The 25,433-nt window shown below is 67.2% G+C and carries 19 protein-coding genes; 12 read left to right on the top strand and 7 right to left on the bottom strand.

The features are described 5' to 3' along the window. Window positions 1-15 precede the first annotated feature (15 nt). Together ACFVWG_RS21310 and ACFVWG_RS21315 are read right to left on the bottom strand one after the other, a co-directional pair. On the bottom strand, window positions 16-702 hold the full coding sequence (locus ACFVWG_RS21310) for a cation diffusion facilitator family transporter (protein ID WP_391545073.1): 687 nt from the start codon (window positions 700-702) through the stop codon (window positions 16-18). After that, window positions 699-1,046 (bottom strand): ArsR/SmtB family transcription factor, encoded by a 348-nt coding sequence (locus ACFVWG_RS21315; RefSeq protein WP_391545074.1) that lies wholly within the window; start codon window positions 1,044-1,046, stop codon window positions 699-701. The genes ACFVWG_RS21310 and ACFVWG_RS21315 overlap by 4 nt, the downstream gene beginning before the upstream one ends. 482 nt (window positions 1,047-1,528) lie before the next feature. Between ACFVWG_RS21315 and ACFVWG_RS21320 the strand changes: the two genes are divergently transcribed. Together ACFVWG_RS21320 and ACFVWG_RS21325 are read left to right on the top strand one after the other, a co-directional pair. Further along, a complete protein-coding gene (locus ACFVWG_RS21320; RefSeq protein WP_391545075.1) occupies window positions 1,529-2,182 on the top strand; it encodes a DsbA family protein in 654 nt (217 codons plus the stop codon). Then, on the top strand, window positions 2,163-2,735 hold the full coding sequence (locus tag ACFVWG_RS21325) for a vitamin K epoxide reductase family protein (RefSeq protein WP_391545076.1): 573 nt from the start codon (window positions 2,163-2,165) through the stop codon (window positions 2,733-2,735). Before ACFVWG_RS21320 ends, ACFVWG_RS21325 begins: the two co-directional genes overlap by 20 nt. On the opposite strand, the gene ACFVWG_RS21330 is transcribed toward ACFVWG_RS21325, so the two are convergent. From ACFVWG_RS21330 to ACFVWG_RS21340, 3 genes are all read right to left on the bottom strand, one after another. After that, window positions 2,725-3,618, bottom strand: a complete 894-nt coding sequence (locus tag ACFVWG_RS21330) for a hypothetical protein (protein WP_391545077.1) — start codon at window positions 3,616-3,618, stop codon at window positions 2,725-2,727. The genes ACFVWG_RS21325 and ACFVWG_RS21330 overlap by 11 nt on opposite strands. Window positions 3,619-3,638: 20 nt before the next feature. Further along, a complete protein-coding gene (locus ACFVWG_RS21335; RefSeq protein WP_391545078.1) occupies window positions 3,639-4,388 on the bottom strand; it encodes a L,D-transpeptidase in 750 nt (249 codons plus the stop codon). Between the two features lie 148 nt (window positions 4,389-4,536). Further along, window positions 4,537-5,388, bottom strand: a complete 852-nt coding sequence (locus tag ACFVWG_RS21340; protein WP_391545079.1) for a PAC2 family protein — start codon at window positions 5,386-5,388, stop codon at window positions 4,537-4,539. Between the two features lie 191 nt (window positions 5,389-5,579). Between ACFVWG_RS21340 and ACFVWG_RS21345 the strand changes: the two genes are divergently transcribed. From ACFVWG_RS21345 to ACFVWG_RS21375, 7 genes are all read left to right on the top strand, one after another. Next, entirely contained in the window at window positions 5,580-6,227 is a 648-nt protein-coding gene (locus tag ACFVWG_RS21345) for an HAD family hydrolase (protein ID WP_391545080.1), read from the top strand. A 69-nt stretch (window positions 6,228-6,296) separates the two neighbouring features. Continuing rightward, window positions 6,297-7,892 (top strand): ABC transporter substrate-binding protein, encoded by a 1,596-nt coding sequence (locus ACFVWG_RS21350; protein ID WP_391545081.1) that lies wholly within the window; start codon window positions 6,297-6,299, stop codon window positions 7,890-7,892. 242 nt (window positions 7,893-8,134) lie between these two features. Further along, window positions 8,135-9,127, top strand: coding sequence for an ABC transporter permease (locus ACFVWG_RS21355; protein WP_391545082.1), 993 nt, complete (start codon window positions 8,135-8,137; stop codon window positions 9,125-9,127). A 68-nt stretch (window positions 9,128-9,195) separates the two neighbouring features. Continuing rightward, window positions 9,196-10,965, top strand: coding sequence for an ABC transporter substrate-binding protein (locus ACFVWG_RS21360; protein WP_391545083.1), 1,770 nt, complete (start codon window positions 9,196-9,198; stop codon window positions 10,963-10,965). A gap of 101 nt (window positions 10,966-11,066) precedes the next feature. Then, the gene (locus ACFVWG_RS21365) at window positions 11,067-12,080 is read left to right on the top strand and encodes an ABC transporter permease (protein ID WP_391545084.1); all 1,014 of its coding nucleotides are present in this window, start codon (window positions 11,067-11,069) and stop codon (window positions 12,078-12,080) included. Next, window positions 12,077-13,138 (top strand): ABC transporter ATP-binding protein, encoded by a 1,062-nt coding sequence (locus ACFVWG_RS21370; RefSeq protein WP_391545085.1) that lies wholly within the window; start codon window positions 12,077-12,079, stop codon window positions 13,136-13,138. Before ACFVWG_RS21365 ends, ACFVWG_RS21370 begins: the two co-directional genes overlap by 4 nt. 67 nt (window positions 13,139-13,205) lie before the next feature. Next, window positions 13,206-14,231, top strand: coding sequence for an ABC transporter ATP-binding protein (locus ACFVWG_RS21375; RefSeq protein ID WP_391545096.1), 1,026 nt, complete (start codon window positions 13,206-13,208; stop codon window positions 14,229-14,231). A gap of 33 nt (window positions 14,232-14,264) precedes the next feature. Here the strand turns inward: ACFVWG_RS21375 and ACFVWG_RS21380 are convergent, their stop codons facing one another. After that, entirely contained in the window at window positions 14,265-16,667 is a 2,403-nt protein-coding gene (locus ACFVWG_RS21380) for an NB-ARC domain-containing protein (protein WP_391545086.1), read from the bottom strand. Between the two features lie 29 nt (window positions 16,668-16,696). After that, on the bottom strand, window positions 16,697-19,096 hold the full coding sequence (locus tag ACFVWG_RS21385; protein ID WP_391545087.1) for a tetratricopeptide repeat protein: 2,400 nt from the start codon (window positions 19,094-19,096) through the stop codon (window positions 16,697-16,699). Between the two features lie 132 nt (window positions 19,097-19,228). Between ACFVWG_RS21385 and ACFVWG_RS21390 the strand changes: the two genes are divergently transcribed. The 3 genes from ACFVWG_RS21390 to ACFVWG_RS21400 all read left to right on the top strand — a co-directional run. After that, complete coding sequence (locus ACFVWG_RS21390) at window positions 19,229-20,335, top strand: GDSL-type esterase/lipase family protein (RefSeq protein WP_391545088.1); 1,107 nt, start codon at window positions 19,229-19,231, stop codon at window positions 20,333-20,335. Continuing rightward, window positions 20,332-23,379 (top strand): AbfB domain-containing protein, encoded by a 3,048-nt coding sequence (locus ACFVWG_RS21395; RefSeq protein WP_391545089.1) that lies wholly within the window; start codon window positions 20,332-20,334, stop codon window positions 23,377-23,379. Before ACFVWG_RS21390 ends, ACFVWG_RS21395 begins: the two co-directional genes overlap by 4 nt. Window positions 23,380-23,778: 399 nt before the next feature. Then, window positions 23,779-25,433: DUF222 domain-containing protein (locus ACFVWG_RS21400; RefSeq protein WP_391545090.1), on the top strand; the 1,655-nt coding region annotated here is incomplete at its 3' end.

The following is a 25,433-nucleotide window of genomic DNA, read 5'->3' on the forward strand; positions in this document are numbered from 1 at the left end:
AAAGCGCAAGGGCCGCTAGCTGCAGCAGGCGTCGGCGCAGGCGGTGGTGGCGGGGGCGCAGCAGCCTTTGCCTTGCCAGGCCTCGACGCCTTCGCGGATGGCGACGGCGGCGATGATCAGGCCGGCGACGGGGTCGGCCCAGCCCCAGTCGAGGGTCGCGTTGAGGATGAGGCCGACCAGCAGGACGGCGCTCAGATAGGTGCAGAGCAGGGTCTGGGTCGAGTCGGCGACCACGGCGTTCGAGCCCAGGGCTTTGCCGGTACGGCGTTGGGCCCACGACAGGAACGGCATCACGATCAACGAGGCGATCGCCAGGCCGATGCCGACCGGCGACGTCTCGGGGTTGGCTCCTGTGATCAGGGTGCGGATCGACTCGAAAGCGACGTAGGCGGCCAGGGCGAAGAAGGACAGGGCGAGCAGTCGCAGGGCCTGCTTCTCGCGGGTTTCAGGCATCTTGTGGCGGAACTGCCAGAGGATGATCAGGCCGCTCGAGACCTCGACGACCGAGTCCAGGCCGAACCCGACCAGCGCGACCGAACCGGCGACGATGCCCGCGCTGATGGCGACGATCGCCTCGATGATGTTGTAGGTGACCGAGGCGCCGGCGAGTAGTTGCGCGCGGCGGCTCAGCTTGCGGCGCAGCTCGGGGTCGGCGGTCCAGGTGCTGGGCCGAACCGGCTCGAGTGACAGTGGCTCGCTCATGCTTGGGCCGCCTGACCGTAGTTCGGGCAGAGCGCGACCGCGTCGCCGGTCAGGTCGAGCAGGCGTTCGGCCGCCGAGAGTAGGTCGAGGGTGGCTTCGGGGTGGGTAAGGCTGAAGAGCGAGGCGCGGCCGACCGGGCGTGATTCGACGAGGCCGCAGTCACGCAGGCAGGCCAGGTGCTTGGAGACCGTGGACTGTGCCAGCCCGAGGTGTTCGGTGAGGTCGACGACGCGGTGTTCGCCGAGCGCCAGGTGCCGCACGATCGCCAGTCGGGAACCGTCGCTGAAGCCGTTGAACAGACAGGCGGCTACCGAGAGAGCGGCCGTCTCATTGATCATCGCCATCTGGCGATGCTATCGGTAGATGGCGTGCTTTGGAAAGCTGGCTAGGCTTGGCCCTCACATGAACGGATCGTTGCAGCGGCTTCTCGTGCGTGGCCTGATGGTGGTCGCGGCGCTCCTTGCCGTGTGCGCGTTCCACAGCCCGTCAGCGCCGGTTGAGGGCTTGGTCGCAACAGACTCCGCGGTCATGGTCGATTCGACGAGTTGCCCGGTGGGCGACGACGACACGCACCTGTCCGTGGCGGGTGTGCTCGGGGTTGCGTCAGTTGTCGGCGGACTCGTCACCTCCCCGTGCCGGACGGCTTCGGTCAGCCCGGTGTACGCCGGTGAACGACTGTCGTCTCCCATGTGGGCGATGACCCCTTCGTTGATTCAGTTGCGCATCTCGCGCAGGTAGGCACGCAAGCAGGACCACTCCCCACCATCGGCGTACTGCCGGTGCGTCCTTGCATGCCTTGCCCTACTTGATTCGAGGAGCAGTACACATGAGTACCAATGCACGGATATCGATCGCGATCGCGGCCGCCTTCATCCTGATCGCCGGCGTACTGGTGGCAGTCAAGGCCAATGACAAGCCGGCAGCGAGCCCGGTCAGCGAAGGCCGGGTGGACAGTCTGGTGCGCGCCGACAGCCACAAGCTCGACGTCGCGGCGGACGGCAAGGCCACCTTCGTCGAGTTCCTGGACTTCGAATGTGAGTCGTGCGGCGCGGCGTTCCCGGTCGTCGAGCAGTTGCGCAAGACCTATGCCGGCAAGGTGACGTTCGTGGTGCGGTACTTCCCGCTGCCCGGTCACTTCAACGCCGAACGCGCCGCGCGTGCGGTCGAGGCTGCCGCCAAGCAGGACAAGTTCGAGCAGATGTATCAGAAGATGTACGAGACCCAGGCCGAGTGGGGCGAGCAGCGAGTGCCGGCCGACGACCGGTTCCGCGGGTACGCCGAGGAGCTCGGGCTCGATGTGGTTGCCTGGGACAAGGATTATGCCGACCCGGCCACGCTGGAACGGATCAAGCGCGACATCGCCGATGGTGAGGCGCTCGGTGTGACCGGTACGCCGACGTTCTTCCTGAACGGCGAGAAGCTGCAGCCGCAGTCGGCCCAGGACCTGACGGCGAGTATCGATGCAGCCCTCAAGAAGTGAGCCGTTCCCGAGGCTGCTGCCCTGGCTGTTGCTGGTCGGCGGCGCGATCGGGCTGACCGCCGCCGTCGCACTGACTGTCGAGAAGATCGCGATGCTGCGCGATCCGGCCTACATCCCGTCGTGCAGCATCAACCCGATCCTCTCGTGCGGCTCGGTGATGACCAAGCCGCAGGCCGAGGCCTTCGGATTCCCCAACCCACTCATAGGTATCGCCGGGTTCGCCGTGATCGCCACGGTCGGCGCTGCCCTGCTGGCTGGTGCCGGTTTCCGGCGCTGGTTCTGGCTCGGCCTGCAGGCAGGTGTCACGTTCGGCGTCGTGTTCGTGCACTGGCTGATGTTCCAGAGCCTCTACCGGATTCAGGCGCTCTGCCCGTACTGCATGGCTGTCTGGGCCGTCACGATCCCGATCTTCTGGTACGTGACGCTGCACAACCTCAACCGCCCAGCCGTCACGCGGTTTCACAGTGTCCCGCTGACGATCTGGGCGGTCGTCGTACTCGCCTTGATCGGTGAGCAGTTCTGGCCGTACTGGCAGACGTTGCTCAGCCGGTGACGGCGACGTGGGTCTTGATCGGGGTGGGCTTGGGAGCGGCCGGCGGGGCGTTCACCGGGGGAGTGGGCTTGGGCGTGGTGGGCTTCGGGGTCGGCTTGGCGGCAGCCGGCTTGGCGCAGGTGGCCGAGGCCAGGCGGATGACCTGCGCGCCGTTCCCGAGGTCGATCTTCAAGCCTGTGATCGTGAAGGAGCCGTCGGCGTTCTTGGTCTGTTCGTTGACGGTGAGTGCGATCAACGGGTTGGCCGGCGTGCTGAAGGTCTGGGTGGTGCTGGGGATCTTGATCGTCTGGCCCAGCAGGGTCAGGGATCCGACGTCGATGCCGCCCTTGGCGCCGGAGCACCAGACGTTCACGGCGTCGATGCCGAGCAGGGAGCTCGGCGGGGTGAGCAGGAGCTTGCAGAGGTCCGGGAGGTTCTTGACCGGCAGGTCCTTGGTGCTCAGCGAGGGCAGCGGGAGCGGCAGGCCGAGGTCCGGCAGCTTGATGTCCGGGATCGGAAGATCGTCGGCGCCGGTCGCGGGCAGGGCGTCGCACTGCTTCTTCAGGTCCGGCGGGATCGGGATCTGGCCGAGGATGTCGGCGCCGACCGAGATGTCGATCAGCTCGACCGAGGCCGAGTTGTTGCCGGCGTTGACGGTGCCGGCCCGGACCGAGAGCAGCGGGTTGTCGGGCAGCTCCAGCGCCGAGGACTTCTTCGGCTTGCCGTCGAGAGATTCGACGTACGGCGTCTTGTCGACCGGCACCTGGCCCGTGGCGCTGACGGCGTATGCCGACGAGGGCCGGGCGGCGGCGTTACCCACCGGGGCACTGGCGACCAGGCTGAACGCCACGACTCCGGCCACGGCGGCTGCCGTGATGACAGTCGGTACGAGCTGTCGGCGCATCTCCGGTCTCCTCACGTACGTCACTTGTTGTCGATCTGAACGAGCGTCCCGAGCGGGACCTGCTGCATTTTGGCCAAGGCGGTCTTCGGGACTCGAACACACCCGGCGCTGATCGCGGCTCCGAACACGTCGGCGCGCGGCCACCCGTGGATCGCGACCGTACCAGGTCCGCCACCGAACGTGTCGAGAGTGGGACTGTGCGCACCCAACGGCAGCACGATCGGCGACGCGGAGCGCTTGTGGTCGACGATCGAGCCGAGCAGGAACGTGCGGCCCGCCGGGGTCGGGGTCTTGCGGGCGCCGACGCCGGCCTTCCAGGAACCGAGTCGCTTGCCCTTCTCGAACAGCTCGATCGTCCGCGATCCGGTGTGCACCCGGATCAGGTACGACGAGGAGGCGCGATCGAGCTCGTCTTCGCGCATCCAGCCGGTGGAGCGGTTCGGTTTGGACGGGAGCAGCACGCGGACCCAGCCGTCGGCCTGTTCGACCACGGGCAGCCAGGTCGGGCCGAACTGCTTCGGCGCGATCTTCGCGAAGGCGTCGCCATCGGGAGAGGTGTAGAGCGCGGCCTCGGCGCGCGGGTGCACGACGACGCCCGCGGTGGGTTCGTACGGGTCCGGGTCGAGAGGCGCGCCGGCGATCGTGGTCGCCGTACTGGACGCGGCGAGCGTGGTCAGGTCGACCGGTGGCGGTTCGTCGTCCTTCTTGTTCCCGAGGAAGCCGATGACGGCGACGATCCCGAGCAGGATGAGGACTGCGAGGGCAGGCATGGACGAGCTTCCGTGCTCACCCCGCGACCTGCGCATCTGCCTTGCTCCCGTGACCGGCCTATCGTCCGACGACGACAATAGGCCGATCCACGGAGTTACGCCACGGTAGGTGACCCGTGAGTAGCAACGGATTTGAATTCACAGCAGGCTAAGGCGTGTCCGGGTGGTTCTTGTTCCGGCGGCGCAGGTAGCGCTCGAACTCGGCCGCGATGGCGTCGCCCGATGCTTCCGGCAGGTCGGCGGTGTCGCGCTGCTCCTCCAGGGAGTGCACGTACTCCGCGACCTCGGGGTCCTCTTCGCTCAGCTCGTCCGCGCCGCGCTGCCAGGCGCGGGCCATCTCGGGCAGCTCGCCCTCGGGCATCTGCAGGTCGAGCAGGGCCTCGATCTTGCTCAGCAGCGCCAGCGACGCCTTCGGGCAGGGCGAGCCCGCGATGTAGTGCGGGATCGCCGACCAGATCGAGACGGACGGTACGCCGAGGCTGCTGCAGAGGTCGGCGAAGACGCCGGTGATGCCGGTCGGGCCCTCGTACGTCGACGGCTCGAGACTCCACGACGCGCTCAGCGCCTCGTCGTTCGAGGTCGCGGAGACCGGGATCGGCCGGGTGTGCGGGGAGTCGGCGAGCAGGGCGCCGAGTACGACGACGATCTGGGCGTTCGACTCGTCGACGACCTCGAGCAGCTCCTGGGCGAAGCCGCGCCAGCGCATGTTCGGCTCGATGCCGCGGATCAGCAGGATGTCGCGGTCGGTGTCCTCGGGCTGGGCCACGAAGAGCCGGGTGGTCGGCCAGGTCAGCTGCCGCTCGCCGTTCTCGTCGAATCCGACCTCGGGCCGGTTCACCTGGAAGTCGTAGTACTCCTCGGGGTCGATCTCGGTGACGAGCTCGGCACCCCACTGCTCGATCAGGTGGTCGACCGCTCCGGTGGCCGCTTCGGCGGCGTCGTTCCAGCCCGCGAACGCCGCGATCACGACCGGGTCCCTCAGGTTCGCGAGATCAACCACTCGCAGGCCCCCTGTCGTCTGTAGCCATCCGGCGAGGTTGCCGGATTCCGGACTGCCAGCCTACGTCGTTCGGTGACGGCACGCCCTGCCCATTCTCGCGGAGCGAAAAGTGTCGCCGCACCCCCGGCGGAACGTGTCGGGGGGAGCCACGGGAAAATGGTTCCGGAACAACCACAAGTGGAGGGGGAGCCGTGCTGCAGGCCGTGCTCTGGGACATGGACGGAACGCTGGTCGACTCGGAGAAGGTCTGGGACGAGGTCCAGCACCGGGTGCTGCCCGAGCTGGGCGGAACCTGGACCGAGGAAGACAGTCTCGGGCTGCTCGGCAGTGACCTGCGGGACGCCGTCCAGGTCTGGCTGGCTGCGCTGCCGGCCGGTGTGATCACCGCCGAGGCGCTGGCCGAGCGGATCTTCAGTGAGGTGATCGAGTCGCTGCGCCGCGAGGTGGAGTTCCAGCCGGGTGCGCTCGAACTGCTCCAGGCGCTCCGCAAGGCCGACGTACCGTGTGCGCTGGTATCGGCGTCGTACCGGGTGATGATCGACGCGGTGCTCAGCCACCTGCCGGACGATCCGTTCGACGTGATCGTCGCCGGTGACGAGGTGACCAACGGCAAGCCGCACCCGGAGCCGTACCTGACCGCGGCGGCCAAGCTGGGCGTCGATCCGGCGCAGTGTGCGGTGATCGAGGACTCGCTGACCGGGACCCAGGCCGGTACGGCGGCCGGCGCGTACGTGGTCGCCGTACCGCATTTCGTGCCGATCCCGGAGGCGCCGCGCCGCCTGGTCGTGGGCTCATTGGAAGCCGTGACTCCGGAGTCGCTGCGGGAGTTGCTCCGCTGAGGCGTTACCGTCACTTGGTGCCCTCGGGGGCCGTTACTGGGGTACTGGGGTCGTGGGGAAGGTGACAGGGTGAGCGAGTTGTGGCGGCGGGTCGTGATGTCCGCTGCGATCGGCGGGCTGGGTGCCGGCCTGGTCGCGTGCGGTGAGCCCGACGACAACGCACCGCACACCGGTGACCCCACGCCGAAGTCGATGGTCCTGCGGGTCGCGACCACCGACTCGATCAGCTCGCTGGATCCGGCCGGTCCGTACGACGTGGGCTCGCGGACCGTGCAGGCGAATCTGTACCAGACGCTCCTGACCATCCTGCCGGGCAAGCCGACGCCGGTGCCGGATGCGGCCGACTGCCAGTTCGATTCGCCGACGACGTACACGTGCAGTTTGAAGGAAGGGCTGACCTTCCCGAACGGTCACCAGCTGACCTCGTCGGACGTCCGGTTCAGTTTCGAGCGGATGCTGGCGCTGAAGACACCCGGTGGGCCGGCGCCGCTGTTCTCCTCGGTGACCTCGGTGAGTACGCCGGACGAGCTGACGGCTGTCTTCAACCTGAAGGGCCCGGACGCCCGGCTTCCCTATCTGCTGACCACGACCGGCGCGTCGATCGTGGACGAGGAGGCGTACTCGCGCACCAAGCTCGTCGACACGGCCGCTGCCGGCAGCGGGCCCTACCAGCTCACGTCGTACCGGCCGGGGGAGTCGGTCACGCTCGCGCGCTTCGCCGGGTACAAGGGGTCGCGCGGTCCGCAGAACGACGGCGTCCAGATCGCTCTGGTCAAGGACGCGGTCGCGCTGAATCAGGCCATTGCCGGGAGCAAGGGTGCCGGGAGCAAGAACGGCGGTCAGGCCGATCTGGCCTACCGCGGGTTCACGATCGGCCAGCTCGACAAGCTCCGGACGTCGAACCAGGTACAGGTGGTCGAGTCCGAGGACGCGGTGATCCAGTTCGTCGCGTTCCAGCTGAAGTCGGTGACGGCTCGCAAACTGCCGGTACGACGGGCGATCGCGCAGCTGATCGATCGTCCGGCGCTGGTGAAGAAGGCGTACGCCGAGCACGTCAGCCCGCTGTACTCGATGGTGCCGCCGAGCTTCGGTGGCGCGACGGACGCGTTCCGGGCGGAGTACAAGCAGCCGAGCAAGGTGGCGGCCGCGGCGATCCTGAAGGCGGGCGGTGTGAAGGGCGTAGTGCCCCTGACGCTCGGGTGGACGCCGTCGCGGTTCGGTCCGGGGTCCAAGGCCGAGGCGTTGGAGCTGAAGCGGCAGCTGGATGCGTCGGGGCTGTTCCGGGTGACGCTGAAGAGCGCGGAGTGGCCGGCGTACCAGGCACAGATCAAGGCCGGTGCCTTCGACCTCTACATCGCGGGCTGGATCCCGGAGTACCCGGATGCGGACAACTACCTGGCGCCGTTCGTCGGGGTCAGTGATCCCTTCCCGAACGGGTACCGCTCGGCGGCCGCGATGAAGCTGCTGCAGCAGGAAAGATCCGAGCAGAACGGCATCAAGCGCGCCGAGCTGCTCGAGCAGCTGCAAGGCGTGTTCGCCCGGGAGGTGCCGGTGCTGCCGACCTGGCAGGGGCGACTGAGCGTAGTCGCCGGTCAGGATGTGCAGAACCTGTCCGGAGCCCTCGATCCGTTGGCCTTCCTGCACCTGTCGGGACTGCGCAAATAGCGCTGCGGGATGACACAAAGATGCCATGACAGTAACGGTTTGCGAGGTCATAGCGACCCTCGGTAGGGCGGCGTGCTTTACTGCGAAAACGTCCACGATACGGGACGATTTCCTGCCGATCACGATCGGGCAACGCACCGCATTCGGCGTTTGACTCCAGACCGTAATGGCGGCAGGTTAAGGCGGCAGCCATACCGGATTTCGTTCCGGTTCAACCGAATGACGCAGGGGAGTCGCATCGCGTGAGCGCACCACTCGAGGTCGCACCGGGGTCGTCCGACGCCCAGCCGGAGGCCGTCCTCGACGGCATGAAGAAGATCGAGGGCCGGTCGCTCTGGCAGATCTCCTGGATGCGGCTGAAGCGCGACAAGGTCGCCCTCGCCGGTGGAGTCATCGTCATCCTGCTGATCATCGTGGCGATCTTCGCGCCGCTGATCTGCAAGGCGATCGGGATCACGCCGAACGACTTCCATCAGGATCAGGTGGACCCCTCCCTGCAGACGCCGATCGGCAAGCTCGGCGGCATCAGCTGGGACCACCCGCTCGGCATCGAGCCGGTCAACGGCCGTGACATCCTGGCCCGGATTCTGTACGGCGCCCGGATCTCTCTGCTGATCGCGTTCCTGGCGACCCTGCTGTCCGTCGTCATCGGCGTCGTGATGGGGATCGTGGCCGGCTACTTCGGCGGCTGGGTCGACACCCTGATCAGCCGCCTGATGGACATCTTCCTGGCTTTCCCGCTGGTGCTCTTCGCGCTGGCCCTGGTCGGTGCGATTCCGGACTCGATCCTCGGGCTGACCGGTGACCCGCTCCGCGTGGCGTTGATCGTCTTCATCATCGGCTTCTTCAGCTGGCCCTACATCGGCCGGATCATCCGCGGCCAGACGCTGTCCCTGCGCGAGCGTGAGTTCGTCGACGCGGCCCGGAGCCTCGGCGCGCGCCGGCCGTACATCCTGTTCACCGAGCTGCTGCCGAACCTGATCGCGCCGATCCTGGTCTACTCGACGCTCCTGATCCCGACCAATGTCCTGTTCGAGGCCGGTCTGTCCTACCTGGGCGTCGGTGTCCGCCCGCCGACGGCGAGCTGGGGCGACATGCTGTCGATCGCCTCCAAGTGGTACGCCGTCGACCCGATGTACATGATCCCGCCGGGCCTGGCGATCTTCGTCACGGTGCTGGCTTTCAACCTGTTCGGCGACGGGTTGCGCGACGCGCTGGACCCGCGGTCGCGGTAGTACTTCTCTCCAAACCGGGAGTCGTGTGAACGCACAGCTCCCAACCACACAAAGGGGTGCAACAAGAGATGAGTCGGAAACGCATCACGACGGCAGTAGCCGTCGCTGCGGCCGTCGCCTTAAGTCTGGCGGCATGCGGGGGACCGAAGGCCAAGCCGGGCGGTGGCACCAGCGAAGGCGGCGCCACGCCGGAGGCCAACGCGGCCGTTGACAAGGTCTTCAGCCCGAGTGACAAAAAGGGCGGCACGCTCCGAATGGCCGTCACCGAGAAATGGGACTCCCCTGACCCCGGTGACACCTACTACGGTCTGTCCTGGAACCTGGTGCGGAACTACGTCCGTCCGCTGATGACCTTCAAGGCCGTTCCGGGTGCCGAGGGTGGCAAGCCGGTTCCGGACCTGGCCGAGGCTCCTGGTGTCCCGAGCGACGGCGCCAAGACCTGGACCTACAAGATCCGCAAGGGCGTGAAGTACGAGGACGGCACCGAGGTCACCTCGAAGGACGTCAAGTACGCCGTCGCGCGGTCGCTGGACAAGGCGACGCTGCCGAACGGCCCGACGTACTTCAACGACTTCCTGCTGGACGTGCCCGAGGGCTTCAGCGTCTACAAGGACAAGGAGCTGGCCGGGGTCGCGAAGGCGATCGAGACGCCGGACGCGAACACCATCGTCTTCCACCTGAAGAAGCCGTTCTCGAGCTTCGACTACTTCGCGCAGTTGCCGTCGACCGCTCCGGTCCCACAGGCGAAGGACACCGGCGCAAAGTACAAGTTGCACCCGGTCTCGACGGGGCCGTACAAGTTCGACACCTACGACGACAACAAGGGTTTCGACCTGGTCCGCAACGAGAACTACGACGCGTCCACCGACCCGGACTCGGGCCGGAAGGCGCTGCCGGACAAGATCACCATCGCCTACAACGTCGAGGGAACCGACATCGACAACCGGCTGATCGCCGGTGACCTCGATGTCGACATCGCCGGTACGGGCGTGCAGCCGGAGACCCAGGCCAAGGTACTGGCAGACCCGAAGCTCAAGGCGCACACGGACAACGTGCCGGCCCCGCGCCTGAACTTCACGGTGCTGAACACCGAGGTTGCGCCGCTGGACAACATCCACTGCCGTAAGGCGATTCTCTACGCTGCCGACCACGAGGGGTACCAGCGCGCCTACGGTGGCCCCGTCGGTGGCGACATCGCGACGAACCTGATGCCGCCCGCGGTCAACGGTTCGCAGAAGTTCGACGACTACGGCTTCGAGGCTGACAAGAACGGCAACGTCGAGAAGGCCAAGGACGAGCTGAAGCAGTGCAACCAGCCGAACGGCTTCGCCGTGAACATCGCCTTCCGCGGTGACCGCAACAAGGAGAAGGCCGTTGCCGAGACCCTGCAGCAGTCGCTGAAGAAGGCCGGCATCACGCTGACCACCAAGCCGTACCCGACCGGTGACTACACCAAGCTCTACGCGGGCAAGCCGGACTTCGCGAAGGCGAACAAGCTCGGTCTGATCGTCTACAGCTGGGGCGCGGACTGGAACGACGGCTTCGGCTTCCTGCAGCAGATCGTGGACAGCCGGACCATCCGGACCACCGGTGGTAACACCAACCTGGGTATCCGGATCCCCGAGGTCGACCAGCTGGTCGACAAGGCCATGTCCGAGACCGACGAGACCAAGCGCAACGGCTACTGGGTCGATGTCGACAAGAAGGTCATGGAGCAGGCTGGCGCGCTGCCGGGTATCTGGGCCAAGGGCCTGCTGTACCGCCCGGACACGCTGGCCAACGTGTTCACCAACTCCGGTCAGAACATGTACGACTACGCGGCCATCGGCCTCAAGTAAGTCGTTGCCCTGACCAACCAACCGAAATCGCTCAGCAGAGGTAGGTGAAGGCTTCGGTGGCCGGTGATCAGCGATGATCATCGGCCACCACGCCGAGCACGGTGTTCGCATATCTGGTCCGCCGGGTGATCGGAGCAGTAGTCCTGCTCTTCATCGTCACGGCCGTGACGTTCGCGATCTTCTTTCTCGTTCCCAAGCTCGGCGGCGCCACCGCCGACGACCTGGCGTCTCGCTACGTTGGCAAGAGTGCGGGGGCGGCGCAGATCCACGACACCGCGGTCCGGCTCGGCTTCACCGATCCGCTCTACGAGCAGTACGGCCGCTTCGTGAAGGGCCTGTTCGTCGGGCAGGACTACAACTACGGTCCGGCGACCGAGCACTGCCCGGCTCCGTGCTTCGGGTACTCGTTCCTCACCCAGCAGCCGGTCTGGCCAGACCTGGTGGCGCGATTACCCGTCACCGCCTCGCTGGCGGGTGGTGCGGCGTTCATCTGGCTCATCACCGGCGTCGGTACCGGGATCGTCTCCGCGTTGCGGCGCGGTTCGATCCTGGACCGATCTCTGATGACGGTGGCGTTAGCGGGTGTTTCGCTCCCGATCTTCTTCACCGGTCTGCTGTCCTTGTCGATCTTCAGTTACGGGCTCGGCTGGACAGTCCAGGGCGGTACCAACCCACTCGATGAAACGAACCCCATCTGGTGGGCGTACGACCTCATCCTTCCGTGGGTGACGCTGGCCTTCCTGTACGCCGCGTCGTACGCACGGCTCACGCGGGCCGGAATGCTCGAGACGATGAACGAGGACTTCGTCCGGACAGCTCGGGCCAAGGGTCTCACCGAGCGGACCGTCGTGCTGAAGCATGGGCTGCGCTCTGCACTGACCCCGATCCTGACGATCTTCGGTCTGGACCTGGGTCTGCTGATGGGTGGGGCGATCCTCACCGAGACGACGTTCTCGCTGCCCGGCATCGGTCAGTACGCCGTCATCGCACTGCGGGTGAACGATCTGCCCAAGGTGCTCGGCGTGACGCTGGTCGCCGCGTTCTTCATCGTGCTGGCGAACCTGATCGTTGACCTCCTGTACGCCGTCGTCGACCCGAGGGTGCGCATCTCGTGACCGAAATCCAAGACACCACAGTCCAGCGGATTCCCCGCGGCGAGGCCTTCCTCGACGTCCGGGATCTGAAGGTGCACTTCCCGACCGACGACGGCGTGGTCAAGTCGGTCGACGGGATTTCGTTCCAGCTCGAGCGTGGCAAGACCCTCGGCATCGTGGGGGAGTCCGGCTCCGGCAAGAGCGTGACCAGCCTGTCGATCATGGGCCTGCACGCCCGTGGCGGCGCCCGGATCACCGGGGAGATCTTCCTCGACGGTCAGGAGCTGGTCTCGTCGACGCCGGAGGAGGTCCGGCTGCTCCGCGGCAAGCGGATGGCGATGATCTTCCAGGACCCGCTGTCGGCAATGCACCCCTTCTACACAGTCGGGGCGCAGATCGTCGAGGCGTACCGGGTGCACAACCAGGTGACCAAGAAGGTCGCCCGCAAGCACGCGATCGACATGCTCGACCGGGTCGGCATCCCGCAGCCCGACAGGCGTGTCGATTCCTACCCGCACCAGTTCTCCGGCGGTATGCGGCAGCGCGCGATGATCGCGATGGCGCTGTCGTGTGACCCTGACCTGCTGATCGCCGACGAGCCGACCACCGCGCTCGACGTGACCGTGCAGGCGCAGATCCTGGACCTGATCCGGGACCTGCAGCGCGAGTTCAACTCGGCCGTCATCATCATCACGCACGACCTCGGTGTGGTGGCCGAGCTGGCTGACGACATCCAGGTGATGTACGCCGGTCGCGCGATCGAGTACGGCACGGCCGAGGACATCTTCGACAACCCGCAGCACCCCTACACCTGGGGCCTGCTCGGATCGATGCCGCGGATCGACCGGGAGCGCACCGAGCGGCTGATCCCGATCAAGGGCACGCCGCCCAGCCTGATCAACGTGCCGAAGGGCTGCGCCTTCAACCCGCGCTGCAACTACGCGCACCTGAACGGCGGCGCCAGCGAGACCGACCGGCCGGAGCTGCTCGACATCGGCGCCGGTCACAAGGTCGCCTGCCATCTCTCCCCGGCCGAGCGCAAGCACGCGTGGGAGACCGACATCAAGCCGAAGCTGTGAACGGGACGACACTGTGAGCATTGAAGAAGTTGAATCCACTGCCGTCCCGGGCGTGGTCGAGCCTGCCATGGGCGAGGAACTGCTGTCGGTCGACGGCCTGGTCAAGCACTTCCCGATCCGTAAGGGCCTGCTGCAGCGGCAGGCCGGCGCGGTGCAGGCAGTCGATGGCCTGACCTTCAACGTGACGCGCGGCGAGACCTTGTCGCTGGTGGGCGAGTCCGGTTGTGGCAAGACGACGACCGGCCGGCTGCTGACCCGGCTCCTGGAGCCGACCGCGGGCAAGATCGTCTTCGAGGGGCGCGACATCAGCCACCTCAGCGAAGGCAAGATGCGGCCGCTGCGTCGCGACGTACAGATGATCTTCCAGGATCCCTACGGTTCGCTGAACCCGCGGCACACCGTCGGCAAGATCGTCGGAGCGCCGTACCGGCTGCAGAATGTGAAGACCGAGCACGGCGTGAAGCGTGCCGTGCAGGAACTGCTTGAGCTCGTTGGACTTAGCCCGGAGCACTACAACCGCTACCCGCACGAGTTCTCGGGTGGTCAGCGGCAGCGCATCGGGATCGCCCGGACGCTCGCGTTGCGGCCGAAGCTGATCGTCGCCGACGAGCCGGTCTCGGCGCTGGATGTGTCGATCCAGGCTCAGGTCGTCAACCTGCTCGAGGACCTGCAGAAAGAGTTCGACCTCACGTACGTGATGATCGCGCACGACCTGTCGGTCGTCCGGCACGTGTCGGACCGGGTCGCAGTGATGTACCTGGGCAAGATCGTCGAGATCGCCGACCGCGTCAGCCTCTACGAGAAGCCGATGCACCCCTACACGGTCGCGCTGCTCTCGGCGGTTCCGGTCCCGGACACCAAGCGCAAGGGCAACGTCAAGCGCATCCGCCTCGAAGGCGACGTCCCGAGCCCGATCAACCCGCCGCCCGCGTGCCGCTTCCACACCCGCTGCTGGAAGGCGCAAGAGATCTGCAAGACCCAGGAGCCGCCGCTGCTCCAACTGGCCCCCGGTCACCAGGCCGCCTGCCACTTCCCAGAGAACCAGCCAGGCGAGGCGTCGACCACTCCGGCCGCCACCACCCAAGCCGGCTGACCTGCTCTGTCGAACCAGCGCCTGACGATCCGGTCAGGCGCTGGTTTCGTTGCGGATCTTCTCCAGCAACGCCTCGGCGGCCGCAGCCTTGCCCGGGTCGTGCTGCCTGTAGAAGTGGAGTGCGAAGTCGACGTTGGCGACGGCCTCGTCACGGTCACCGATCTCATTGAGCAACTCGCTCAGCAGCAATCGGATCTGCGCCTCGCGCCGGATGTCGCTGACGTCTAGGGCTATCTCCAACGCTGACTCCGCATGCTCGATCGCGGACTCGAGCTCCTCGAGACGGAGATAGGTCAATCCGAGGATCCAGTGGGCGTCGCAGACGCTCTTTCTTTGGCCCAGCGCCTGAAGCTCGCCGAGTGACAAGAGCAGGTCGCCGAGTGCTGCTTCGGGGCGTCCGGCCCTGACCCGCGCCCAGGCGGCCTCGATCCTGATGTTGGCGACGCTGCCGAGGTGGCCGCCAGCGCCGAACAGCTCCATAGCGGCCGCCGCGTCGGCCTCGATGGCACCCCATTCGCCGAGCTCGGTGCGAATCTCGATCAAGGTGCCGTACGACGCCGCGGTCGCGCGCTCGTTGCCGAGCTCCTTGTTGATCGCGAGGGCCTCCTCCACGAGTGGCAGTGCCTCGCCGTATCGCTCCATCCGCACGAGCAGGCGGGCCTTGTTGTTCGCAGTCAGGGAGACTCCACGCAGATTACCGATGGTTTCAAAAGCGTCTCTGGCCTGTCCGAAGCGCACCGCCGACTCTGCGTATCGGGCGAGCTCGGCCAGGGCGATGGCCGCGTCGGCATGGAGTTGGGCGACTGTCCAGCCGTCGATCCGACCGCCGATGACCTCTTCGATGGCGGGTAGCCAGTCGGTCAGGTTTCCGCGCATCGCGAAGTAGCTGTAGAGACCGATGACCACACCGGCTGCTGCTTCGTGGTGGGCGGGGAGAGCAACGGCCTGGCGGATGACAGCCAGATAGTTGGTCAGCTCGGCATCGATCCAGCTGAATGCCTCCTCGGACCTGTTGAGAGCCGGAAACGTCGGCGCTGGCGGCCGTCCGGGCCAGGCTTTGCGAGCGGACTTTGGTTCGGCGAGGTCGGCGGACCGCCAGACGACGGCGAGGTAGAAGGCCAGGAAACGGTCGAAGGCGGCATCGCGCTCAGGCTTTGGGAGCCGATCGGCGAGTTCGTGGGCGTAAGTGCGAACCAGGTCGTGGAACTGGTATCGGCCTGGAGCGTGGGCCTCGAGGAGGTGGAGATCGGTGAGGTGTTCGAGAAGGTTGCCGGCCTTCGGGGGAGTGGTGTCGAGGAGGGCCGCGGTGGATTCGGCGGTGAAGTCCTCGGCGGCGGTCAGGCCGAGGAGGGTGAAGGTGTGGGCGGCATCGTGGTCCCGGGGGCGCGGGCTGCTGATGAGTTGGTCGATAGAGAGGGCGAGGCTGGCGCGGACGTCGCGGTCGTCGACGCCGAGTAGGTCTAGGCGGCGGGTTTCGTCGGTCAGGCGGCGGACTAGCTCGGCGGCGGAGGTTTCCGGGTGGCGGAGGAGCCAGGCGCCGGCGACGGAGAGCGCCAACGGGAGGTGGCCGCAGAGGTCAGCGATCTGGTCTGCCGAGTCGCCGAGGCACTCGGAGCCGGCGGCGGTCGTGAGGAGCTCGACGGACTCCTTGGACGGCATCGGCTCGAGCTGGAGATGCAGGCGGGCAGGCAGTGTCGTCAGGGTGTTGCGACTCGTGATGAGTACGGCGGAGCCGCTGGTGCTGGGGATCAGGTCGGTGACCTGAGCGACGTCGCGGGCGTTGTCGAGCAGGAGAAGGACTTTGCGGTTCGCGAGTCGAGTGCGCAGGGCAGCGATAGCGTCGGCCTCGTCGGTGGGCACTGACTCAGCCGGTACGCCGGTGGCCCGGAGCAGCTGACCGATCACCTGCAGCGGACTGAGCGGCGTACTGGTGCCGAAGCCGCGGAGGTTCACGGACAGGATGCCGTCGGGGTAGGCGGCACGGCAGGCGCTGGCGGCTTCGACCGTGAGGGCGGTCTTGCCTACGCCGGCCATTCCGCGCACGGTGACGACAACAGTCGCGCCAGCCTGTGCCTCACCGGCCGTCAGCGCTCGCTTGAGCTGGTCTAGATCTTCAAGACGCCCGGTGAACGCTGCCCTCGTTGCCGGAAGTTGGTCGACGACGGTCCAAGGTGAGCCACCGGTCCCCAGGCTGCTCTCCGTGTCGGTGGGTGTCCCGCGGGATGCGAGGCGCTTGAAGCGCGCGCGTTCCTCCGCGGTGAGGTCGAGCGCTAGATGGAGCTTGTCGAGGGTGGTGAGATGCGGGTATCGACGGACACCTCGCTCGAGCAGGCCGATCGCCTGCCCGCTGAGGCCGGCACGCGTTGCCAGCGCCTCCTGGCTGAGTCCTCGGGCGCGCCGGGCCTCCAGGAGTGCGGCGGCAAACGTTTCCTCCACGGACCCGATTGTGCCAGGACGCCACGGTCTCAGGCGCTGGTCTCGTTCTGGATCTTCTGGAGCAGGGCTTCGGTGTCGGCGGCTTTGCCTGGGTGGTGGCGGCGGTAGAAGGTGAGGGCGAACTCGAGGTTGGCGACGGCGTCGTCGCGGTCGCCGATCTCGCTGAGCACTTCGCCGAGCAGGACGCGGACCTGGGCTTCGCGGCGGGGGTCGTTCACGTCGAGGGCGATCTCGAGGGCTGACTCGGCGTGCTCGATGGCGGACTCGTAGTCGGCCAGTTGGAGATACGTCATCCCGAGCACCCAGTGTGCGTCGCAGGTGTTCTTCCGCAGACCGAGCTCGTCGAGCTCGGACAGGGATTGAAGCAGGTCTGGGATGGCTGTGTCGGGGCGGCCGGATCGGGCTCGGGCCCAGGCTCCTTCGATCCTGATGTTGGCGAGGCCGCCCGGATCGTCTGCCAGTGTGTAGTGCTCGATGCCGGCTGCGACGTCTGCCTCGACAGCTGCCCAGTTGCCGAGTTCGGTGTGCAGCTCTGCCAGGGTGCTGTAGGTAGCGGCTATCCCGCGCACGTTGCCGAGCCGCTGGTTGATGACCAGGGCGGATTCGACGAGCGGCAGCGCTTCGGCGTACCGGCGCATCCGGACGAGCAAGCGAGCCTTGTTGTTGGTGGTCAGCGAGACGCCGCGCAGGTTGCCGATGGCCTCGAACTCGTCCCGGGCGAGACCGAATCGCTCGGCCGACTCGTCGTACCGCGCGAGCTCGGCCAGTGCGATGGCCGCGTCGGCGTGGAGCTGGGCAGCTGTCCAGCCGGCGATCGCGCCACCGACCACAGCGTCGATGGCGGGCAGCCAGTCGATCAGGTTCCCGCGTACGACGAAGTAGCTGTACAGGCCGACGACCAGGCCGGCGGCCGGCTCGTCACGGCCGCCGAGCCGGGTGGTCTGCTCGATGATCGCGAGGTAGTTGGCGAGTTCGGTGTCGATCCAGTTCAGACCGTCTTCGGTGGTCGTAAAGGCTGGGAAGGACGGAGTGGCCGGCCGGCCCGCCCAGGCCGTGCGCGACGCTTTCGGATCCGCGAGCGCGGCCGTACGCCACGCGACCGCCAGGTAGAAGTCGAGGAGGCGGTCGAGGGCCGCCGTACGGTCTGCTTCGGGGAGTCGCTGGGCGTGCTCGTGGGCGAACGTCCGGACGAGGTCGTGGAAGTGGTACCGGCCGGGTGTGGGGGATTCGAGCAGGTGGAGGTCGGTGAGGTGTTCGAGCAGATCCCCTGCTCGGGCGCGGCTGGAGCCGAGGAGGGCGGCGACTGATTCGGCGGTGAAGTCTCCGATAGCTGTCAGCCCGAGGAGCGTGAAGGCGGCGGCCGCCTCGTGATCGCGCGGCCGCGGGCTGTTGGTCAGGTGGTCGACCGACAACGACAGGCTGGCGCGTACGTCGAGATCGTCGACACCGAGCAGATCAAGCCGCCGGGTCTCGTCCTCCAACCGCCGTACCAGCTCGGCCGCGGACGTATCCGGGCGGCGCAGCAGCCAGGCGCCGGCCACCGAGAGCGCGAGCGGAAGGCGTCCGCACAGTTCGGCAATGCGCGCGGCCGAATCGCCGAGCCGGTCGCGGCCGGCGCCGTTGGCGAGAAGCTGGACGGCGTCGCTGACCGGCATCGGTTCAAGCTGCACGTGCAGGCGGGCGGGCAGGGTCGTCAGTGTGTTGCGGCTGGTGATGAGCACGGCCGAGCCACTCGCGCTCGGAATCAGGTCAGTGACGTGGGCAACGTCTCGCGCATTGTCGAGCAGCAACAACACGCGCCGATTCGCCAACCGCGTCCGCAACGCCGCGACCGCGTCCGCCGGATCGCCAGGCACCGCCTCAGCCGGTACGCCGGTAGACCGGAGCAGCTGTCCGATCACCTGCACCGGTGTGAGCGGCGTACCGGAACCGAAGCCGCGCAGGTTCACGGACAGTACGCCATCCGGGTACGTCGCCCGGCACGCCTCAGCGGCCTCGACCGCGAGTGAGGTCTTACCCACCCCAGCCATCCCACGCACGGTCGCTACAACCGCCGACCCAGCCTGCGAAGTAGTCGTCGTCAACGCCTCTCGAAGCTCATCGAGATGCTGCGCCCGCCCTGTGAACGCTGCCCGGCACAGCGGCAATTGGTCTACAACCACCCACGCCGCCCCGGCCTCCGCCGAGCTTGTCTGCTCACTCGCCGCACCGCGCGCCGCCAGCCGCTTGAACCGGTCCCGCTCCTCCGTGCTGAGCGACAGCGCCCGGTCCAGCTTGTCGACCGTCATCAGATGCGGGAACCGCCGCACCCCACGCTCCAGCAGGCCAATCGCCTTGGTGCTGAGCTCCGCCCGCTCGGCCAGCGCCTCCTGACTCAAACCACGAGACAGCCGGGCAAGCCGAAGTACGGCGGCGAACGTCTCCTCCACGCCCCCGATTGTGCCAGCAACACGGGCCGAAAGTAGACCAGAACTGTCAGACGCTTCAGCAGAGACGGAAAGGATTGTGGGACCGGGGTGGGTGGCTGAGGATCTGGGGAACCGCCCCGAGGAGGAATTGTGATGCGTGGAGTGTTGCGTGCTGTGCCGGTTGCGCTGGTCAGTTCCGTGGTTGCGTTGGGATTGAGTTCGCCGGGGGAGTCGGTGGCTCCGACCGTCGCGGTGCCGTTGGTGCGGGCTGCGCCGACGAAGGTGATGGCCATTGGGGACTCGATCACTGCCGGGGCTGACGCGGCCCAGGGCGGATATCGGACGGACCTTTGGCAGCTGTTGCGCGCGGATGGGCGGCCGGTCGATTTCGTCGGGTCGATGAGCAGTGGGTCGGCGGCTCTTGCGGACAAGGACAACGAGGGGCATGGCGGCTGGACCATCGAGATGATCCAGGGCAGCGTCGTCGGCTGGCTGAACACGTATCAGCCGGATGTGGTGACGTTGATGATCGGGACCAACGACATGCATACGGATGAGGCGTCGGGGGCTGCGCCGGGGCGGTTGTCGGGGTTGCTGGACACGATCGCGCAGACGTTGCCGAACACGCAGACATTCGTGAGCAGCATTCCGCCGATCAATGACGAACTGAAGGACGCGCATGTGGAGGCGTTCAACGCGACGATTCCGGCGATGGTCGCGACGAAGGCCGCCGCGGGGACGAAGGTGACGTTCGTGGACACCAACCCGGCATTCTCGAATCCGTTCGACATGGCGGACGCGCTGCATCCGACGTACGGCGCGCTGTCGAAGGCGGCGGGGATCTGGTACGGCGCTCTGACCGGGCAACCGCTGGTGAGGCTGGAAGCCGAGCAGGCGGCGAACGCGACCCTCACGCATGTCCAGACCGGGCGGATCACGTCGGCGTCGGGTGGCGGTAAGGCGCGGTACATCGACTTCGCGGACAGCGTGGTGGCGTTCACGTTCCAGGTGCCGGCAGCTGGCACCTACCGGATCCGGGCGCGTGGCGCGAACGGGATCGGGACGAACTGCAGCCACCAGGTCGCGGCCAACGGGGGAGTGGCTTCGCCGGTGGTCTACCCGTCGTACAGCTGGGACCTGCTGTCGGTGGCGGCGGTCGACGTCCAGTTGAAGGCCGGGCAGAACGTGGTCCGGTTCAGCAAGGGCGACTGCTACACCGAGCTCGACGCGATCGACGTCAGCCCGGTGCCGACGGCATGAGGAGCGTGCGGGTAGTTCTCGCGGCGGCATTGCTGGCCGTCGGTCTGCAGATGCAGGCCCAGGCGCCGGTGCAAGCCGCACCGACTGCGACGTTCACGGCTGACTTCTCCGTCGACAAGGGCCTGGCCCACGCGGAGGTGTTCGGCTCGAGTATCAACTGGCTGCCGGACCCGAAGGACATCGAGTCGCTGGACCAGGCCGGCACCCGGTTGATCCGCGGGGACGCCTACTTGGCCGAGATTCTCCCGAGGACCACGATCGCCGCCTACAAGGCGGCGGTCGGCAACGGCTCGCCCGCCGGTTCGGTGGCTGATCCGAACACCTGGGACTGGAGCCGGTACGGCTGGGTCGACGAGCACCACCAGCGCGGCGAGAAGATCATGCTGATCATGAGCTACTCGGTCGACTGGCTCGGGTACCTGCCGGGCCGGAGCTCCAGCCCGCCGAAGGGCGCCGACGGCTGGACGGTCTACGAGGACGCCATCGCGAAGATCTATCAGCACTTCCGCGGCAAGGTGCAGCTGGTCGAGATCTGGAACGAGCCGGACCTGGACAACTTCCTCACGCTGGACGGTTCGCCGTACGGCGAAAGCCAGCGGATGGAGGCGTATCGCGACATCTACGCGCACGCCCGGGCCGCGATCCGATCGGTGGACGCGTCGATCCCGATCGGTGGCCCGGTCGTGTCGAACCCCGATCGCACGCTGGCCTGGCTGAACTACCTGCTGGCCTCGACGGTCAAGGATCAGTTCGACTTCCTGAGCTACCACACCTACAACGACTACGTGGGTTACCGCGACGAGATGGTCGAGACCATCCGGCAGCGGGCGGTCTCCTTGGGCAGACCGGCGAGCATTCCCATCTACGTCACCGAATGGAACGACAGTCCCTCGGGCACGGCCACCGACCTGAACTCGTGGAACGCGAACGCGATCAGCTACGACGCGTTGCGGCTGACCAAGTTCATCAACCAGCGCGCGGCCGGGGCCAACGTCTATGCGGACAACGCCGGCTGCCGCGAGGGAGTTCCGGAGGGGACCGACTGCAGCAACGTCTACCTCGGCGTCCAGGCCAACGGCGTGCTCGTTCCGCGGGCGCGGGTCTACAAGATGATGTCGCAGGAGCTCGGGCTCGGAACCGGAGACAGCCGGATTCGGCAGATCGTCGGGTCGCCGTCGTCGTTGATCGACACCGGGGCGGCGACGAATGCCGACGGCGACAACGTGGCCTGGGTGGTCAACGACGGTACCGAGCCGCTCGAGGTCGACCTGCAGCTGACCGGGCTCGGCGCGACCGCACCGACGGTGGCGAACGTGTTCGAGGCGAGTCCGACGCAGGGTGCGACGTCCCCGAAGGCGGTGATTCCGTTGCCCGCGAACGGCGGCTCGCCACACGTGAACTTCGCCGTACCGGCCAAGTCGGTGACCGGGGTTCGGCAGACCAAGGAGCCGTACTCGGACGGCGACAACCTCGCGGCGACGGCGACCGTGACGGCATCGACCGTCAGCGCGAGGGATCCGCAGCTGGACGCGGCCAAGGTCAAGGACGGCATCGTCGGCGTCCACGCGGTCGGGGAGTGGGCCTCGAGGGAGGAGCTGACGCCGAACATCACGCTGACCTGGCCGACTCCGCAGGTCGTCGGGCGCGTGGTCCTGTCCGATCGCGCGAACCTGACGGACCGGGTTCTCGCGGGCAAGCTGGTGTTCAGTGACGGTACGACGGTCCCTGTACCGGAACTGCCGAATACGGGGCTGGGTAAGGCGATCACGTTCGCACCGCGGGCGACAACGTCTGTGCAGTTCGTCGTCACCAAAGGCGAGGGCCTGAACGTCGGGCTCTCCGAGATCCAGGTGCACGACGGGGCGAACGTCGTACGGGAAGGCACTGTCACCACCTCCAGCCAGCTGGACCTCGGCCCGCACGGGCAGCTGAAGGCGTTCGACGGTACGCCGGCCGAATGGAACTCCACCGAGACGAATCCGTCGATCCGGGTCGACTGGGCGAACAGTCACACCATCGATCGCGTCGTCCTGGCCGATCGGGTGAGCACGACGAGCAACGTGACGAGCGGAACCTTGCTGTTCAGCGACGGTACGTCGGTTCCGGTCTCCGCGGTTCCTGCTGATGGGACGCCAAAGGTGGCGTCGTTCCCGGCGAAGGTCGTCACCTGGGCGAAATTCCAGGCGACCGGCGGATCGGGCAGCAACGTCGGTCTGCGCGAGCTGCGGGTGCTGTCGGCTCCGAACGTGGCCTCCAGCGCGAAGGCCGAGGTCTCGACCGTCTTCGGCAACGACCCCGCGTTCGGCGGCAGCGCGGCCACCGACGGCGTCGCGAACCAGTGGTACGCGGGGGAGTGGGGATCCGGCGGACAGACCAGTCCATGGCTCAAGCTGAGCTGGCCGGAGCAACCGCAGACGATCGGGCAGGTCGTTGTCTACGACCGCGTCAACACCAAGGATCATGCCGCCGGCGGCACCCTCACCTTCAGCGACGGCAGCACGGTCGCGGTGTCGGCGGTGGACATCGACGGCACCGGGAGGGTGATCGCGTTCCCGCCCCGGGCCACCACGTCGATCACCTTTCAGATCAACGGATCCGGCCTGAACGTCGGCCTCGCGGAGATCCAGGCCTTCGCCGTCAACGGCGTCCAGCGGATCGAGTCGGTCGATGCCTCCGGCAAATATTGGCGACATCGCAACAGCATCGGCCGGATCGACACCCCCGGTGAACCGGCCGGAAGTCCTCCCGCCGACTTCGACTTCCGCGTCGTCGCCGGCCTCGCCGACCGTGACGGCGTGTCGTTCGAGTCGGTCAACTACCCCGGCCATTACCTCCGCCACCAGAACTCGGTGCTCCAGTTGAGCTTGTCCGACGGCACACCGCTGCTCCGTGCCGACGCCACCTTCCATCCCGTCCCCGGCGCGAACGGCGCCGTCAGCTACCGCTCGCACAACTACCCTGACCAGTTCGTCCACCACACTCCGGACGGAACCCTCAAGATCGCCCCAGGCAACGACTCGACCTCGGCCTTCCGCCCCCGCTGAGTCCAGGCGGGTTGGGTGCGGGTGGCCGAAGACTTCGCTGATCGCCTGAGCTGTGTCGAGGGTGTGGTTGGTTGCGCCCATGATGATGCGTGGGCGCGCCGCCTTGGGCCCGGGAAGCGAGTGCCCCTCGTGCACGGTGGACAGCGCACCGGCTGGGTGCCGTGCACGAGCATCACGGGCAACGCGTGCTGCGGCCTCGTCGCCAAGGCCCTGGCGACCCCGGCAGTCACCCGGCCGCAAAGCTTGCCCTGGGCAAGTAGTTGATGCTGTCCTGTGCGGGCATACACGGTGACGCTGGCCAGGTGGCGGAGAAACTGAAGTCTGTGGATAACTATTTCCCTTGAAAATAAGGGGTTCCGGCTTTGAAAACTGTCGGAGGCGATGTCTAGAGTTGTCGGTATGGAACTTCTGGGTGAGCGGCCGGCGTGGTCGATGAGCGGCAGCGAAGCGCTGGCCGACATCGACTCGATCGACGCCGAGATCGCCCGGTTGGAGACCGCCCGCCTATCGCGGGTCGCACGGGTGGACGAGACCGGCCACGCCGCAGAACTCGGTGCCCGCAACACCGCCGAGCTCCTCACCGTCCGGCACCGGATGGATCCCTATAAGGCGCACGGCCTGGTCCGGCTCGCCCGCGCCCTGCCGAAATACCCAGCCGTCATCGACGCACTGCCCGACCCGAGCGTCGCGGTGCCGATCCCGGACGGTACCGACGACACCCTCCCACCCGAAGTGCCGCTCTCGCCCGAGCGGGCGGCGGTGATCGTGTCCATGCTGGAGAAGGTCCCGGACACGGTCCCGGTCGAGAATCTGCGCGTGGCCGAAGAACAGTTGGTGAAGGTCGCCCGGGACATGTCGCCTGGTGAACTGCGTAAGGCGGCCCAGCGCGCCCGCGACATCCTCGACCAAGACGGCCCCGAGCCCGCCGAACAGAAGGCCTACGCCCGCGAACGCCTCAACCTCATCCCCGACGAACACGGCGTCCGCATCTCCGGCTACCTCGCCAACGACAACGCCGAAATGATCTGCTCCACCATCCACACCCTCGCCCGCCCCCACCGCACCATCGATGGTGAACGAGACCCCCGCTCCGCCGAGAAGCGCCGAGCCGACGCCCTGTCCACCACCGTCCGCATCGCCACCGCAGCCACCGACGCCGGAGCCCTCCGCACCAGCCCGGATGCGACTGCCTCCCGGAGCACCGGGGCGAGCGCCGGTGAGACGAAGCCTGCAGCGGAACCGCCGACGGCATCGACCACCCGGGACGCGACGGCGGCGCCGGACGCGACGACTGCATCGGCCGCACCGGATGCGACGGACACGCCGGACGCGACGGCTGCATCGGCCGCACCGGATGCGACGGACACGCCGGATGCGACGGCTGCGACGGCTGAGTCGGCGCCGGACGCGACGACCGGTGCCGCCGCTGCCACTGCTGCTACGTCGGACCCGGCGACCCCGCCGCTCGACTCGGCCGGGTCCGGCAGTGGGCCCGATGCCAACGCGCCCACCGACGTGGACGCCGACACGGACACGGCTGAGGATCGCACGGACAGTTCAGTGGCGACGAGTGGCGACCTGCCTGCAGACGCTCTGTTCAACGGCGGCTCACTGTTCGACGCAGACATCGCGTTCGGCTCCGAGATCGGTGGGGGTGCTGCTGTGCAGGCTGAGCGTTGTGCGACTGTCGCCGCGACATCCGCCGTCGGGCCGGTGGTCGCCGGCAACTGGGTGCCTGGGTTTGGTGCGAAGGCGACTTTGGTGGTGACGATCGACTGGCAAGACCTGAAGAACTCCACTGCGCATTCGATCGCGGACACTGTCTTTGGTGCCGGGCTGTCCGCATCCACTGCGCGGATGCTGGCGTGTGACGCCAAGATCATCCCGGTCGTGCTCGGGTCCAAGTCCGAGCCGCTGGATGTGGGGCGGTGTGAACGCCTTGTCACCAAGGGGATGCGGCATGCCTTGAATACCCGGGATCGTGGTTGTGTCGTGTGTGGCGCTCCACCGGTCATGTGCGATGCGCACCACCTCATCTCGTGGATCGACGGCGG

The organism is Kribbella sp. NPDC058245 (assembly GCF_042882005.1).
GTDB lineage: Bacteria > Actinomycetota > Actinomycetes > Propionibacteriales > Kribbellaceae > Kribbella.

Coding starts and splice junctions, on each gene's coding strand:
- ACFVWG_RS21390 (WP_391545088.1), top strand. CDS start 19,229: ATGCGTGGAGTGTTGCGTGCTGTGCCGGTTGCGCTGGTCAGTTCCGTG.
- ACFVWG_RS21320 (WP_391545075.1), top strand. CDS start 1,529: ATGAGTACCAATGCACGGATATCGATCGCGATCGCGGCCGCCTTCATC.
- ACFVWG_RS21325 (WP_391545076.1), top strand. CDS start 2,163: ATGCAGCCCTCAAGAAGTGAGCCGTTCCCGAGGCTGCTGCCCTGGCTG.
- ACFVWG_RS21330 (WP_391545077.1), bottom strand. CDS start 3,618: ATGCGCCGACAGCTCGTACCGACTGTCATCACGGCAGCCGCCGTGGCC.
- ACFVWG_RS21310 (WP_391545073.1), bottom strand. CDS start 702: ATGAGCGAGCCACTGTCACTCGAGCCGGTTCGGCCCAGCACCTGGACC.
- ACFVWG_RS21335 (WP_391545078.1), bottom strand. CDS start 4,388: ATGCCTGCCCTCGCAGTCCTCATCCTGCTCGGGATCGTCGCCGTCATC.
- ACFVWG_RS21395 (WP_391545089.1), top strand. CDS start 20,332: ATGAGGAGCGTGCGGGTAGTTCTCGCGGCGGCATTGCTGGCCGTCGGT.
- ACFVWG_RS21375 (WP_391545096.1), top strand. CDS start 13,206: ATGGGCGAGGAACTGCTGTCGGTCGACGGCCTGGTCAAGCACTTCCCG.
- ACFVWG_RS21315 (WP_391545074.1), bottom strand. CDS start 1,046: ATGGCGATGATCAATGAGACGGCCGCTCTCTCGGTAGCCGCCTGTCTG.
- ACFVWG_RS21360 (WP_391545083.1), top strand. CDS start 9,196: ATGAGTCGGAAACGCATCACGACGGCAGTAGCCGTCGCTGCGGCCGTC.